General features: G+C 70.7%; 13 protein-coding genes. 9 read left to right on the forward strand and 4 right to left on the reverse strand.

Features of this window, described 5'->3' with window-relative positions; genetic code table 11:
- Positions 1–4 precede the first annotated feature (4 nt).
- Positions 5–874, forward strand: coding sequence for an AAA family ATPase (locus HNR02_RS16790; protein ID WP_179774095.1), 870 nt, complete (start codon positions 5–7; stop codon positions 872–874).
- 393 nt (positions 875–1,267) lie between these two features.
- Here the strand turns inward: HNR02_RS16790 and HNR02_RS16795 are convergent, their stop codons facing one another.
- Positions 1,268–2,821 (reverse strand): 2-isopropylmalate synthase, encoded by a 1,554-nt coding sequence (locus HNR02_RS16795; RefSeq protein ID WP_218902915.1) that lies wholly within the window; start codon positions 2,819–2,821, stop codon positions 1,268–1,270.
- Positions 2,822–2,983: 162 nt separating this feature from the next.
- Between HNR02_RS16795 and HNR02_RS16800 the strand changes: the two genes are divergently transcribed.
- Positions 2,984–3,718, forward strand: a complete 735-nt coding sequence (locus tag HNR02_RS16800) for a FadR/GntR family transcriptional regulator (RefSeq protein WP_179774096.1) — start codon at positions 2,984–2,986, stop codon at positions 3,716–3,718.
- Here the strand turns inward: HNR02_RS16800 and HNR02_RS16805 are convergent.
- On the reverse strand, positions 3,630–4,268 hold the full coding sequence (locus tag HNR02_RS16805) for a class I SAM-dependent DNA methyltransferase (RefSeq protein WP_312861036.1): 639 nt from the start codon (positions 4,266–4,268) through the stop codon (positions 3,630–3,632). The genes HNR02_RS16800 and HNR02_RS16805 overlap by 89 nt on opposite strands.
- Complete coding sequence (locus tag HNR02_RS16810; RefSeq protein ID WP_179774097.1) at positions 4,265–5,344, reverse strand: alkene reductase; 1,080 nt, start codon at positions 5,342–5,344, stop codon at positions 4,265–4,267. The genes HNR02_RS16805 and HNR02_RS16810 overlap by 4 nt, the downstream gene beginning before the upstream one ends.
- Positions 5,345–5,397: 53 nt before the next feature.
- Between HNR02_RS16810 and HNR02_RS16815 the strand changes: the two genes are divergently transcribed.
- On the forward strand, positions 5,398–5,757 hold the full coding sequence (locus HNR02_RS16815; protein ID WP_179774098.1) for a MerR family transcriptional regulator: 360 nt from the start codon (positions 5,398–5,400) through the stop codon (positions 5,755–5,757).
- Here the strand turns inward: HNR02_RS16815 and HNR02_RS16820 are convergent.
- Complete coding sequence (locus tag HNR02_RS16820; protein WP_179774099.1) at positions 5,693–6,352, reverse strand: TetR/AcrR family transcriptional regulator; 660 nt, start codon at positions 6,350–6,352, stop codon at positions 5,693–5,695. The genes HNR02_RS16815 and HNR02_RS16820 overlap by 65 nt on opposite strands.
- A gap of 63 nt (positions 6,353–6,415) precedes the next feature.
- On the opposite strand from HNR02_RS16820, the gene HNR02_RS16825 reads away from it, so the two are divergent.
- The 6 genes from HNR02_RS16825 to HNR02_RS16850 all read left to right on the forward strand — a co-directional run bounded on the left by HNR02_RS16825 (position 6,416) and on the right by HNR02_RS16850 (position 14,155).
- Positions 6,416–7,906, forward strand: a complete 1,491-nt coding sequence (locus HNR02_RS16825) for an FAD-dependent monooxygenase (RefSeq protein ID WP_179774100.1) — start codon at positions 6,416–6,418, stop codon at positions 7,904–7,906.
- Positions 7,907–7,916: 10 nt separating this feature from the next.
- Positions 7,917–9,023, forward strand: coding sequence for a vWA domain-containing protein (locus tag HNR02_RS16830; RefSeq protein ID WP_179774101.1), 1,107 nt, complete (start codon positions 7,917–7,919; stop codon positions 9,021–9,023).
- Positions 9,016–10,128: an XdhC family protein gene (locus HNR02_RS16835; RefSeq protein WP_179774102.1), complete on the forward strand. Its 1,113-nt coding sequence runs from the start codon at positions 9,016–9,018 to the stop codon at positions 10,126–10,128. The genes HNR02_RS16830 and HNR02_RS16835 overlap by 8 nt, the downstream gene beginning before the upstream one ends.
- Before the next feature lie 190 nt (positions 10,129–10,318).
- Positions 10,319–10,861: a (2Fe-2S)-binding protein gene (locus HNR02_RS16840; protein WP_179774103.1), complete on the forward strand. Its 543-nt coding sequence runs from the start codon at positions 10,319–10,321 to the stop codon at positions 10,859–10,861.
- 1 nt (position 10,862) lies between these two features.
- Positions 10,863–13,301 (forward strand): xanthine dehydrogenase family protein molybdopterin-binding subunit, encoded by a 2,439-nt coding sequence (locus HNR02_RS16845; protein WP_179774104.1) that lies wholly within the window; start codon positions 10,863–10,865, stop codon positions 13,299–13,301.
- Complete coding sequence (locus HNR02_RS16850; RefSeq protein ID WP_179774105.1) at positions 13,298–14,155, forward strand: FAD binding domain-containing protein; 858 nt, start codon at positions 13,298–13,300, stop codon at positions 14,153–14,155. Before HNR02_RS16845 ends, HNR02_RS16850 begins: the two co-directional genes overlap by 4 nt.
- Positions 14,156–14,268 lie beyond the last annotated feature (113 nt).

Consider the following 14,268-nt stretch of genomic DNA (forward strand, 5'->3'; position numbering starts at 1 on the left):
AGGGGTGAAGGTCAACTCACCCGAAGAGCTGGCGACGGAGCTGGACCGGGTCGGCTACCTTGCCGACGAGGGTGCCGCCACCGCCGCGTTCCTCGCGTTGCGGATGCAGCGCCCGTTGTTCTGCGAAGGCGAACCCGGCACGGGGAAGACCTCGCTGGCCGTCTCGTTGTCGGAGGCGTTCGGCCTGCCGTTGGTGCGGTTGCAGTGCCACGAGGGGATCGACGCGGCGCAGGCACTGTACGAATGGGACTTCCCGCGCCAGCTGCTGCACCTGCGCGCACTGGAAGCGGGCAGCGAGACGCTGGACGTGGACGCCGCCGAGCAGTCCCTGTTCACGGAGCGTTTCCTGCTGGCCCGCCCGTTGCTGCGCGCGCTCAAGGAAGCGCCGTGCGTGCTGCTGGTCGACGAGATCGACCGGGCCGACGACGAGTTCGAAGCCTTCCTGTTGCAGCTGCTCGACGAGAACGCCGTGACGATCCCCGAGTTCGGCGAGATCCGTGCCTCGCAACCACCGTTGGTGCTGCTGACCTCCAACCGCACCCGCGAGGTCCACGACGCGTTGAAGCGCCGGTGTCTTTACCATTGGCTGGAACACCCCGACCTGTCCCGCGAGGTCGCCATCCTGCGCCGCCGCCTGCCCGGAATCGGCGAACGTCTCGCCACCCAGGTGGCGGTTGCCGTTCGCCGGCTGCGTGAGCTGGAGCTACTGAAGCCCCCCGGCATCGCGGAGTCGCTGGACTGGGCGCAGGCGCTGGTGGCGCTCAACCGCAGCGAGCTGGACGCCGAAAACGCGGCCCGCACGCTGGGCGCGGTGCTCAAGTACTCGGAAGACCTCGATCGCGTACGAGCAAAACTGGACTCGATCCTGTCCTGAGCGCCGCACAGTAGGCGAGCACCAGCGACCCCCATGCCAAGGTGAGCCGGACTGCGAAACCCCTGGTCATCCCGGAGCCAGCCCGTCCGGCGAGGACTCTTTTGATCTTTGAACCCGCGCCTGGGGCAGACGAGGAAGCGCCTCCGGCGCTGGCTGGTCCCGCCGCCGCGCAGTAGTCGGTCGGCTTGGGTTCGACCTCCCCCGCCCCTCCTCGCGGATGGTTTCGGTCGCTGAGCAGCGGCGTCAAGGCGGGAAAGAGTACCTTGACCCCGCTGATCAGCGACCAAAGCAGGCTGGGGATCGGGGCGGGGGAGGTCCGGGCCGGTCGGGTGCCGGCTCCCGTTGCGGGGTGGGGTAGGTCCGGTCGGTCGGGTCTGGCTTGTGCTGCCGGGTTCAGGCAGTCAGTTTTGTCGGGTCTACGCGGCTCAGGGCGTCTTTCGTGGCTGCCTGTTCCGTCGGGCCGCGTCCGCCGATCCAGCCTCGGCCGTCGGCCCCGGAGTACTCGACGAACGTCAGTACTTCACCGGTCGCCGTCGTGCGGCAGAAGTGTTCCAGCACCTCGCCGCGCACGGCCGGGCAGTTCAGATACACCTGCTGAAGCAGTGTCCACAGCTCGTCCCCGGTGATTTCCCCGCCGGTGTCGTCCGTGTGGTGCTGGACGTGCCGGGCGAAATCGATCTGCAGGCGCCGGGGCAACTCGATTCCGTGTTCGGTGGACAGCAGGTAGGCGATGCCGCCCTTGCCGGACTGCGAGTTGACCCTGATGACCGCCTCATAATCACGGCCCAGGTCCGCCGGGTCGATCGGCAGGTAGGGGAGCTGCCACTCCAGCTCGTGTTCGGGGACGCCGAGCGCGGCTGCTCGGGAACGGTGTTCGGTGAAGCCCTTGTGGATCGCGTCCTGGTGAGTGCCGGAGAAAGCCGTGTGTACCAGGGCGCCGACGTAGGGATGACGCTCGTGCACCGGCAGGCGCGTGCAGTGTTCGACGGTGCGGCGGATCCGGTCGATGTCCGAGAAATCGATCATCGGGTCGATGCCCTGGGCGTGCAGGTTCAGGGCGAGCGTCGCGATGTCGACGTTGCCGGTGCGTTCGCCGTTGCCGAAGATGCAGCCCTCGACCCGTTGCGCGCCCGCCAGCACAGCCAGTTCCGCGCAGGCGATACCGGTGCCGCGATCGTTGTGCGGGTGCACCGAGAGGATCACCGAATCGCGCCGGTCCAGATTTTTGTGCATGTACTCGATCTGGTCCGCGTAGACGTTGGGGGTCGCCACCTCGACCGTCGCGGGCAGGTTGAGGATCACCGGGCGGTCCGGGCTCGCCTCCCACAACGTCGTCATCGTCGCGCACAGGTCCAGGATGAAGTCCGGCTCGGTCAGGTTGAACACCTCCGGCGAGAACTCGAACCGCACGTTCGGCAGATCACCGGCCAGCTCCAGGATGTCCGAACCGCCCGCGACCACCAGCTCCTTCACCTGGTCACGCGTGCGGCCCAGGACGACATCCCGCCACAGCGGGGCCGTCGGGGTGTACATGTGGATCACCACGTCGTTCGTGATGCCCCGGACGGACTCGACGGTGCGCTCGATGAGGTCGCGCCGGGCCGGGGTGAACACCACGATCGTCACGTCTTCGGGAGCCAGGTCGGTCTCCGCGATGAGCCGCACGAAGTCGTAGTCGGTCCGCGAGGCCGACGGGTAGCCGACCTCGATCTCCTGGTAGCCGATCTCCACCATCAGCTCGAAGAACCGCCGCTTGCGCGCGGGATCCATCGGCTCGGCCAGCGCCTGGTTGCCGTCCCGCAGATCGACCGGAACCCACAGCGGCGCGTGCGTCAGCCGCTTCGACGGCCAGTCGCGTTCGGACAGTGGGACCGCCACCCGCGAATGGACGTCGCGGTAGCGGTGGGAGGGCATCGGCGAGGGGTGTTGGGTGTTCCAGCGGAACATGTCGCGTTTTCCTTCGGGTCGCGAGGGCGACCGGCGCACAACGGCTCCACGGCGGGGAGCCGGTCCGGTCAGGCCCCGCCGTGGCAACGAAGGAGAAGGAGAGCGCGAGCGATCACGAGCTAGACTGTATCACGACTCCGCAGACAAGTAGAGGAGCATCGTGTGACGCAGGTACAGCGGCACCGCCTGGCCGAGCAGGCGGCGGACCTGCTGCTGGACCGGATCCGGTCCGGTGAGTGGGCGCTGGGCGCGAAACTGCCCGGTGAGACGACACTGGCGTCGCAGCTGGGCGTCGGCCGGTCGACCCTGCGGGAGGCGATCCGCGAGCTGGCCGCGAAGGGTGTGCTGGAGACGCGTCAGGGTGCCGGGGTGTTCGTGCGCGCGCTCGACGTGGCGCAGGAGTGGGACGCGGTTCTCCGGCGCGCCGGGATCGTCGCGGTGATCGAGACGCGCATCGCGATCGAGTCCGAGGCGGCGGCGCTCGCTGCCGAGCGCCGTACCCCCGCCGACCTGCGGGCGATCCGCCGTGCACTGGCGGGACGTACCGGGGCACGCGTCGAGGAACTTCTCGACGCCGACACGGCCTTCCACCGCAGCGTGGTCGTCGCCGGGCACAACGAGATCCTGGTCGAGCTGTTCGACAGCGTGTCGGCGCGTGTCCGTCAGGCGATGGTCGAGATGCTGCGCCTCCGGCCGGGCGGAGCCGACCAGGAGGCGCACGCCGACCTCACCGAAGCGATCGCCGCCCGCGACCCCGAGCGGGCGAGGATCAGCAGCCGCACCCACCTGACGGCGCTGAAAACCAGGCTCAGCGCGCCCGGCGACCGAGCAGGTAAGCCTGCGGTGTCGACTCGTACTCGAACACCGGCTCGCGGATCATCCGCGAGGTCGCGCTGAACCCGGCGTCCGCCATCATCTGCGCGATCCGGTCCGGCGGCAGGCGGTAGGCGTCGTAGGAAACCGTGTGCCCGTAAGCCTGTTCCAGTCGTTTGCGCTCGTCGCCGACCTGGAACGCGACCATCAGGTGCCCGCCCGGCACGAGAACCCGCGCGAACTCGGCGAACACCGCGGGCAGCAGCTCCGGCGGCGTGTGGATGATCGAGTACCAGGCGAGGATCCCGCCGAGGCTTTCGTCCTCCAGTGCCAGGTCCGCCATCGCGCCGACCTCGAACCGCAGGTGCGGGTAGCGCCGCCGCGCCTCCGCCAGCATCCCGGGCGAGAGATCGATGCCGAAGACGGGCACCCCCAGCGAATCCAGGTACGTGGTCACCCGGCCCGTTCCGCAGCCGATGTCGGCCACCTGCCCGCCGTCCGCGCGCACGTAGTCGGCGAAGAGCCGCAGCATCGCCAGGTCCTCGGGAGTTTGCTCCAGCAGCCCTTCGAGGAGCCGGGCGTAGTCGACCGCCACGGTGTCGTAGGCGGATCTCGTCACATCCAGATAGGTCACCCGGCGACAGTAGCGAGCGCGGGGTAGTCGGTGTAGCCGGACTCGCCGCCGGTGTACATGAAATTCCCGTCCCGCAAGGGATTCAGCGGCGCACCGAGCCGGAAACGATCCACCAGGTCCGGGTTGGAGATGAACGCGCGCCCGAGCGCGATGAGGTCCGCGCCCGCGTCCAGCAGCCGTTCGCCCTCGCGACGCCCGCCGTCCTCGGGCAGCGTGCCGGGCAGCTTCGGATTGGCCATCAGCACACCGGGCCACGCCGCGCGGATCTCGTGGAACAGCACATCTTCGGGCTCGGCGAAGACGATGTGCAGGTACGCCAGCCCGTCTCCGGCCAGCTCGCCGACCAGGGCGCGGTAGATGGGCGCGGTGTCGCCCTCCGCGATGCCGTTGACGGTGTTGCGCGGCGAAATCCGCAATCCGACGCGCTCGGGCCCGATCGCTTCGGCGAGAGCGCGCACCACTTCGACGGCGAACCGGATGCGGTTGCTGACCGGGCCGCCGTAGCCGTCGGTGCGGTGGTTGGTGTTCTCGGAGAGGAACTGGTGCAGGAGGTGACCGTTGGCGGCGTGCGCCTCGACACCCGCGAAGCCCGCTTCGGCCGCGTTGCGCGCCGCGTTCGCGAAGTCGGCGACGGTCGAGGCGATCTCGACGGGCGACAGCTCCCGCGGCGTCACGGACGGCTGGTGTCCCTGCCTGGTGAAGATGGTGCCGGGCAGGGGGATCGGCGACGGCGCGACCGGCGTCAGCCCGCTGGTGGCGGGGTGCCCGTTGCGGCCACCGTGTTGCAGCTGCAGGAACATCGGCGCGGCGACCGCGCCGGTCACCCGCCGCCAGCCGGCGATCTGGGCGGCGCTGTGGATCCCGGGGATGCCGGGATAGGTCTGGCCGACGGGATTGGGTGTGGTGCCTTCGGCGATGATCAGGCCCGCCGTGGACCGCTGCGCGTAGTAGGTCTCCATGATCGGGGACGGGACACCGTCGGCGCCCGCGCGGGTGCGGGTCAGCGGAGCCATCACCAGGCGGCTGGACAGGGTCAGGTCCCCGAGGCGGGTCTGGTCGAACAGTGTGGTTGCCATGCGGCGAAGGTAGAACCTAACATCAGTGTCAGGTTCAAGTCCGGAGGTGCGTGATGCGGATCGGCGAGCTGGCGCGGCGCACCGGCGTGAGCGAACGGTCCCTGCGGTACTACGAAAAACAAGGGCTCCTGTCGGCGGACCGCACCGGGGGCGGCCAGCGGGAGTACCCCGAGGCGGCGGTCGACCGGGTCATCCGCATCCAGGAGCTGTTCGCCGCCGGCCTGCACAGCAGGAAGATCGCCCAGCTGCTGCCATGCATGCGTGACGCCGACGGTGGCCCGTCCGAGATCGCGGACGCGAAACTGGTCGGCGACCTGCGCGGCGAACGCGAGCGCATCGACCGGATGATCACCGATCTGATCCGTTCCCGCGAGGTGCTCGACGACGTGATCGACGCGGCTTCGCGGCACTGAGCCCGTTCTCCAGCAGGTCGAAGGCGCGGTCGATCACCGCGGGCTGGTCGCGGTGCACGTCGTTCGGGTCGTCGCCGTCCAGCATCCGGCGGCAGGCGTGCTCGTAGATCGAGTCCAGCGTCGCGGCCACCAGGTTCGCCGTCAGCCGCGCCGCCACCGGGTCCCCGGTCTCCTCGGCGAGCAGTGTGGCGAGCAGGTCGGCGGTCTCGCGGGACTGCTCGTAGGTCCGGGTGATCAGGGCGGGACTGGCGTACAGGATGCTCAGGAACCCCACCGTGCCGGGCCGGGTGCCGGCCAGCGCGTGCCGCTGCGCCACCAGCTCGTGGTGGTACCGCCGCAACGCGGTCGTCACGTCCTCGCCTCCGGGCCGCTCCCGGATCACCCGCTCCAGCTCGCGCAGCCGGTCGTCGTGGCGGTCGAGGAACAGGTCCTCCTTGCGCGGGAAGTAGTTGAAGACGGTCATCTTCGACACCCCGGCAGCCTCCGCGACCTCGGCGACGGTCACGTTGTCGAAGCCCCGCTGAGCGAACAGGCCGGTCGCGATGTCGGAGATGTGCCGTCGCGTGGCCCGTTTCTTCTCCTCGCGAAGTCCCATGCGTCAGATTCTATACCGGACCAAAAGTTTGACTCGGTACAAGTTTGTGGCACCATGGGCGGCATGGACTTCGACGTGGTGATTTCCGGGGGCGGCCCGGTGGGACTGATGCTGGCGGGCGAGCTGCGGCTCGGTGGTGCGAGCGTGCTCGTCGTGGAGCGGCGGACGGCGATCGACCCGACCGTCAAGGCAGGCTCGATCAACGTGACGACGGCTGAGGTGCTCTACCGGCGGGGGCTGCTCGGGCCGCTCGCGGAGGAGATGCGGCTGGCTGTCGAGCAGGTGAAAAAGATGCTGTCGGACCGGAAAACGGCACCCGCGCCGATGATCGGGCACTTCGCCGGGATCATGGTCGGCCGCGATCCGGTCGACCTCGCCGACCCGGCGTTCCGTGACGCGGGCCCGGCCGCCGAGCTGACCTTGGTGGGGCAGCAGGCCGTCGAGCGGGTGCTGGAGGAGCACGCACGGAGCCTGGGGGCGGTTGTGCGCCGGGGTGCGGAGGTCACCGGGTTCGACGCCGGTGACGGCGGGGTGACGGTGCACGTCGGCGACGAGCGGGTGCGCGCCGGGTGGCTGGTCGGCTGCGACGGCGGCCGCAGTCTCGTGCGGAAGCTGGCCGGGTTCGGTTTCCCCGGAACGGATCCGGAGATCACCGGACGGCAGGCGATCGCCGAGATGGACGGCGCCGAGGCGCTGCCACTCGGCTGGCAGCGCACGGACACCGGCGTCTACGTGCACGGTCCGGTGCCGGGACGCGTGCTGACCGTGGAGTTCGACGGCCCGCCCGCCGACCGCACTTCGCCGGTGACCGTGGAGGAGTTGCAGGGCAGCATCCGGCGGGTGTCCGGAGTGGACGTCACGGTGCGGTCGATCAGCAGCGTCACCCGCTTCACCGACAACGCCCGGCAGGCCGACACCTACCGCCGCGGCCGGGTGCTGCTCGCGGGCGACGCCGCGCACGTCCACTCGCCCTTCGGCGGGCAGGGACTCAACCTCGGCATCGGTGACGCGGCGAACCTCGGGTGGAAGCTGGCCGCGACCATTCGCGGCACCGCGCCCGACGGCCTGCTGGACACCTACACCACCGAACGGCATCCGATCGGCGAGTGGGTGCTGGAGTGGACGAGGGCGCAGATCGCGGCGATGCGCCCGGAGCCGCGCGCCAAGGCGCTGCGGTCCGTGCTCATCGACCTGTTCGCGACCCGCGACGGGGCGACGTACGTGGCGAAGAAGCTCTCCGGTGTGCTGCACCGCTATCCCATCGCCGGTGACCACGACCTCGTCGGCCGCGGCGCGCCGGACTTCGAGCTGGCCGACGGCACCCGTCTCGCCGAGCACTGCCACGACGGCAGTGCGGTCCTGATCGGCGCCGCACTGGACGACGAGCGCGTGCGGGCCGTTCCCGCTGCCGTGGGGCGCCCCGAGCTCAGGGCCCTGATCAGGCCGGACGGCCACGTCGCGTGGGCACGCGAGGACGGTTCGACCGACGGTCTGGACGAAGCGTTCGCGACGTGGTTCGGGGCAGGCAAACCCGCGGACCGGATTTTCGCGTAACAATGGACGGGTGGGCACTCAGGATCCGCTGGCGGGGTTCGTCGGCTTCGCCACCGCGCTGCGCGAAGCAGGCGTCGCGTGCGGGCCGCAGCGGGTGCAGGCCTACCTCGACGCCGTCGAGCGGCTCGACCTGACCGAGGCCGACGGGCTCTACTGGGCGGGACGGCTGACGCTCTGCTCCGACCCGGACGACCTGATCCGCTACGACGACGCGTTCGCGCAGTGGTTCGCCGCCGCGCCGCCCGAACCACGGCCGGCGACGGTCCGCCGCGAGCAGCGGTCCCGCATCGCGGCCATGGTCTCCCAGCCCTCCGGCGAGGGCTCGGGGGACACCGACGACGAACTGCGCGTGGCGGCCACCGACGCGGAGGTGCTGCGGGAGCGGGACCTCGCGGAGCTGACCAAGGCCGAACGGGAGCACCTGCGTGAGCTGATGGCCGTGCTGCGGCCACGACCGCCGATGCGGAAGTCCCTGCGCAGCCGCCCGGCGCGCCGCGGCTCGCTCGATCCGGGGCGGACGCTGCGGGCGATGCTGGCAGGCGGCGGTGAACCGGTCCGCCTCGCGCACCGCACGCGCGCGCACCGCCCGCGCCGGGTCGTGCTGCTGCTCGACGTGTCCGGGTCGATGAGCCCGTACGCCGACTCGCTGCTGAGGTTCGCGCACGTCGTGGTGCGCCGCGCGCCCGCCTCGGTCGAGGTGTTCACCCTCGGCACACGCCTGACCAGGGTGTCCCGTCAGCTGCGGCAGCGCGACCCGGAACGCGCGATGCTCGCGGCGGGCACCGCCGTGCCCGACTTCGCGGGCGGCACGCGCCTCGGCGAGACGCTGCGGATCTTCCTCGACCGCTGGGGACAGCGCGGGCTCGCGCGCCGCGCCGTCGTCACGGTGTTCTCCGACGGGTGGGAGCGCGGCGACCCCGGGCTGCTCGGCGAGCAGATGGCGCGGATGCGCCGCCTCGCGCACGCCGTGTTCTGGGTGAATCCGCACGCGGGCCGTGAAGGCTACGCTCCGGTGCAGTCCGGCATCGCGGCCGCGCTCCCGCACATCGACCGCTTGCTGGCCGGCCACAGCCTGGCCACCCTGGAACGACTGCTGCTGGAGATCCGTGATGCATGACGTACTGGACGAGTTGTACAAGCGCTGGCGCGAAGGCGAAGCCGTCGGCGTGGGCACGGTCGTGGCGACCTTCTCCTCCGCTCCGCGGGCGCCGGGCGCGGCGATGCTCGTCGGCGACGACGGCACCGTGGTCGGCAGCGTGTCCGGCGGCTGCGTCGAGGGGGCGGTGTACGAGCTGGCCCAGCAGGTCGTGGCCGACCGCGAGCCGGTGCTGCAGCGCTACGGCGTCAGCGACGACGACGCGTTCGCGGTGGGCCTGACCTGCGGCGGGATCATCGACATCTACGTCGAGCGGGTGGACCGGGAGACCCTGCCCGAGCTGGGCGACATCGTCGAGTCCGTCCACAGAGGAGAGCCGGTCGCCGTCGTCACGGTGATCGAGCACGAGGATCCGGAGCGGCGCGGACGGCACATGATCGTGTGGCCGGACCGCACCGCCGGAACGCTGGGCACCGGCCGCATCGACGACGCGGTCGCCGACGACGCGCGCGGCCTCCTCGCGAACGGGCGCACCGGAACCCTGCACTACGGCCTGGAGGGCGAGCGGCGCGGCGAGGGCATGGCGGTGTTCGTCAACTCCTTCGAACCGCAGCCGCGGATGCTGGTGTTCGGCGCGATCGATTTCGCCGCCGCGATGGCGCGCATGGGCTCCTACCTCGGCTACCAGGTCACCGTGTGCGACGCGCGCCCGGTGTTCGCCACGGCGTCGCGTTTTCCGGAGGCCGACGAGGTGGTCGTGGACTGGCCGCACCGGTACCTCCGGGCCGAGGCGGAGGCGGGCCGCATCGACCGGCGCACCGTGATCGCGGTGCTGACCCACGACCCGAAGTTCGACGTGCCGCTGCTGGAGGTCGCGCTGCGGCTGGACGTCGGCTACATCGGCGCGATGGGGTCGCGGCGCACGCACGACGACCGCCTCGACCGCTTGCGGGAGGCGGGGCTGACGGAGGGCGAACTGTCGCGGTTGGCCTCCCCGATCGGACTCGACCTCGGGGCCCGCACACCCGAGGAGACCGCGGTGTCCATCGCCGCCGAGATCATCGCGATGCGGTGGGGCGGGGGCGGGCAGCGGCTCACGGCGCTGTCCGGGCGCATCCACGGCTGACCCGTTCGTCGGCGCGCGACTGGACACTTGGTGGAGGGCTGTTCCGCGTTTGCGGTCCTGTAGCAGGGTTTTTCCGTGCACCTGCGGAAGGTGGGGTGAAGTGTCACCCAAGCAGGACTTGTCGGATCGGCACGGACGTAGCACGCTCGCTTGTGAAGCCGATCACCCAGCTCCCACCACTGGAGGCCTCATGCGCATCACCGTCACAGTCGACGGAACCAGCTACACCGACGAGGTCGAACCCCGCACGTTGCTCGTTCACCACCTGAGGGAGACGCTCGGGAAAGTCGGCACCGTCATCGGTTGCGACACCAGCAACTGCGGCGCCTGCACGGTGCACCTCAACGGACAGAGCGTGAAGTCGTGTTCGGTCCTCGCGGTGCAGGCCGATGGTGCCGAGATCACGACCATCGAGGGCCTGTCCCGCGACGGCAACCTCCACCCCGTGCAGGAAGCGTTCCACGACAACCACGCCCTCCAGTGCGGCTTCTGCACGCCGGGCATGATCATGCAGTCGATCGACCTGCTGGCCGACAACCCGAACCCCGACGAGCACGCCGTGCGCGAGGGGCTCGAGGGCAACCTGTGCCGTTGCACGGGCTACCAGAACATCGTGCGGGCGGTGCGTGACGCGGCGCAGCGCATGAGTCCCGGCGCGGGCCCGGAGGCCGAGCGCGTCGCGGACGGCGACGTGTCCCGCGCGCCCAGCGCGTTCGCGGGCGGGGGCGAGTGAGATGACCTCGACGATCGAACCCGAGGTCGGCAAGGCCCGCACCCGCAAGGAGGACGCGCGGCTGATCACCGGCCGCACCCGCTGGACGGACAACATCACGCTGCCCGGCATGCTGCACGTGGCGATCCTGCGCAGCCCGTTCGCCCACGCCCGCATCAACTCCGTCGACACCTCCGCGGCACGGGACCTGCCGGGCGTCGTCGCCGTCTACACCGCACGCGACCTCGACCCGGACAGTTCCGTCGGCATGCCGTGCGCGTGGCCCATCACGCCGGACATGAAGCAGCCGCGACGGCCCGTGCTGGCGGCCGACCAGGTCAACTTCGCCGGTGAGGGCGTCGCCGTGGTCGTGGCCCGCAGCAAGGCCGAGGCCGCGGACGCGCTCGAGGCCATCGACGTGGACTACGACGACCTGCCCGTGGTCCTGGGCCTGGAGAACGCGATCGCCGAGGGCGCGCCGCTGGTGCACGAAGACCTCGGCACCAACAAGCAGGCGACGTGGATCTTCGACTCGGCCGAGGCGGGCACGGGTGAGAACGTCGAGCAGGCCATCGCCGGCGGCGAGGTCGTGCTCCGGCGGCGTTTCCGCCAGCAGCGGCTGGTCCCGGCGTTCATGGAGCCGCGCTCGGTCGTGGTCGATCCGACCGGCGCCCAGATCACCATGTGGTCCTCCACCCAGGTGCCGCACATCCTCAAGACCATGGCGGCGCTGACGCTCGGCATCCCCGAGCACAAGCTCCGCGTGATCGCGCCGGACGTCGGCGGCGGCTTCGGCGGCAAGATCGCCGTGCTGCCGGAGGAGACGATGGCGGTGCTGATCGCGCAGAAGCTCGGCAGGCCGGTCAAATGGACCGAGACCCGCTCCGAGACCATGCAGACCGCGCACCACGGCCGCGACCAGATCCAGGACATCACGCTCAGCGCGACCCGCGACGGCAGGCTCACCGGGCTCAAGGTCGAACTGCTGGCCGACATGGGCGCCTACAACGGTCTCGTCGGGCCGGGCGTGCCGATCCTGGGCGCGTTCATGTTCAACGCGATCTACAAGGTCCCGGCCTACCACTTCGCGTGCACCAACGTGTTCACCAACACCACGCTCACCGACGCCTACCGCGGCGCCGGGCGGCCGGAGGCCACGTTCGCCATCGAGCGGATCATGGACGAGCTCGCCGCGGAGCTCGGCATGGACCCGCTCGAAGTCCGCGAGAAGAACTGGATCAGGCACGACGAGTTCCCGTTCACCACCGTGGCCGGGCTGACCTACGATTCGGGCAACTACGAGGCCGCCACCGCGCGCGCCAAGGAGCTGTTCGACTACGAGGGCCTGCGCCGGGAACAGCGGGAGCGCCGTGAGCGCAACGATCCGGTGCAGCTGGGCATCGGCATGTCCACGTTCACGGAGATGTGCGGCCTGGCGCCGTCCCGGGTGCTCGGCTCGCTCGACTACGCGGCGGGCGGCTGGGAACACGCCGCGATCCGGATGCTGCCCACCGGCAAGGTCGAGGTCATCACCGGCGCGTCGGCGCACGGGCAGGGCCACGAGACGGCGTGGAGCCAGATCGTGGCCGACCGGCTCGGTGTCGGGTTCGACGACGTGGAGGTCATCCACGGCGACACGCAGTCCTCGCACAAGGGCATGGACACCTACGGGTCGAGGTCGCTGGCCGTCGGCGGCATCGCGGTGGTCAAGGCCGCCGAGAAGGTCGTCGACAAGGCCCGCACGATCGCCGCGCACCTGCTGGAGTGCTCGCCGGACGACCTGGAGTTCGAGGGCGGCAAGTTCAGCGTCCGCGGCACGGACGCCTCGACGACGATCCAGGACGTCGCCTTCGCCACGTTCGCCGCGCACAACCTGCCCGACGGCATGGAGCCCACGCTGGACTCCGAGGCCGTGTTCGATCCGGAGAACTTCTCGTTCCCGCACGGCACGCACCTGTGCGCGGCCGAGGTCGACACCGAGACCGGACGGGTGCGGTTGCGGTCGTACGTCTGCGTGGACGATGTCGGCAAGGTGGTCAACCCGCTGATCGTGGAGGGCCAGGTGCACGGCGGGCTCGCCCAGGGCATCGCGCAGGCCCTGTACGAGGAGGCGGTGTTCGACGAGAGCGGCACGCTCACCACCGGCACGTTCGCCGACTACCTGCTGCCCTCGGCGGTCGACCTGCCCACGTTCGTCACCGACCGCACGGAGACCGAGGCGACGTCGAACCCGCTGGGTGTGAAGGGCGTCGGCGAGGCGGGCACCATCGCGTCCACCCCGGCGGTGGTGAACGCGATCGTCGACGCGGTGCGGCACCACGGGGTCGACGACATCGAAATGCCGTGCTCGCCCATGCGGGTGTGGTCGGCGATCCACCGCGGCCGTTCCGATGCCGGCGGGGTCGGCTCGGAGGCGGGCGGCGGTCTGGGTTCCATCGACGCTTCGGGAGGTGCGCAGTGATCCCCGCTGCCTTCGACTACGTCGCTCCGTCCACTGTGGACGAGGCAGTGCAGGCGCTGGCCGCGGCCGGTGAGGACGCCAAGGTGCTGGCCGGCGGGCAGAGCCTGCTGCCGGTGCTGCGGATGCGGCTGGCCGCGCCCACGACGCTCGTCGACCTGGGCAAGGTCACCGAGCTGCGTGGCGTGCGCGACGACGGTGACGCGATCGTGATCGGCTCCATGACCACGCACTACGACGTGCAGCGCGACCAGCTGGTCGCCGAGCACGCCGCACTGCTGGCCAGGGCGACCGACACGGTGGCCGATCCGCAGGTGCGGCACCGCGGCACGTTCGGCGGGTCGATCGCGCACGCGGACCCGGCGGGTGACCTGCTGGCCCCCGCGCTGGCGATGGACGCCCAGATGGTGATCGCGAGCAGCAGCGGGCGCCGGACCGTCCCGGCGGCGGAGTTCTTCCAGGACTTCTTCACCACGGCGCTGGACCCGGCGGAGATCCTGGTCGAGGTCCGGGTGCCCAAGCACACCGGCTGGAAGGCGCACTACGAGAAGTTCAACCGGGTCGCGCAGGCCTGGTCGATGGTCGCCGTGGCGGCGACGGTCCGCACCGACGGCGACACCATCGCCGAGGCGCGGGTCGCGTTGACCAACATGGCCTCGGTGCCGGTGCGCGCCGCGGCGGTCGAGCAGGCCCTGATCGGTCAGGCCGCCACCGCCGACGCCATCCGGTCCGCGGCCGCCCACGCGGCCGAAGGAACCAGCCCCACCGCCGACGGCAACGCGGACGTGGAGTACCGGCAGGAACTCGCGAGGGTCCTGACCGGCCGCGCGGTGTCGGCGGCACTGGCCGGGGTCTAGCGAGCGATGCCCGTGGCCGTCCCGCGCGGGGCGGCCACGGGGCGACCGCCGAGCGCACCAGGGTGATCATCCGATCGCTTTCGCCCACGCAGGCACGTCCCTCGGAGCCACGC

It is taken from the genome of Amycolatopsis endophytica (genome assembly GCF_013410405.1).
Taxonomy (GTDB): Bacteria; Actinomycetota; Actinomycetes; order Mycobacteriales; family Pseudonocardiaceae; genus Amycolatopsis_E; species Amycolatopsis_E endophytica.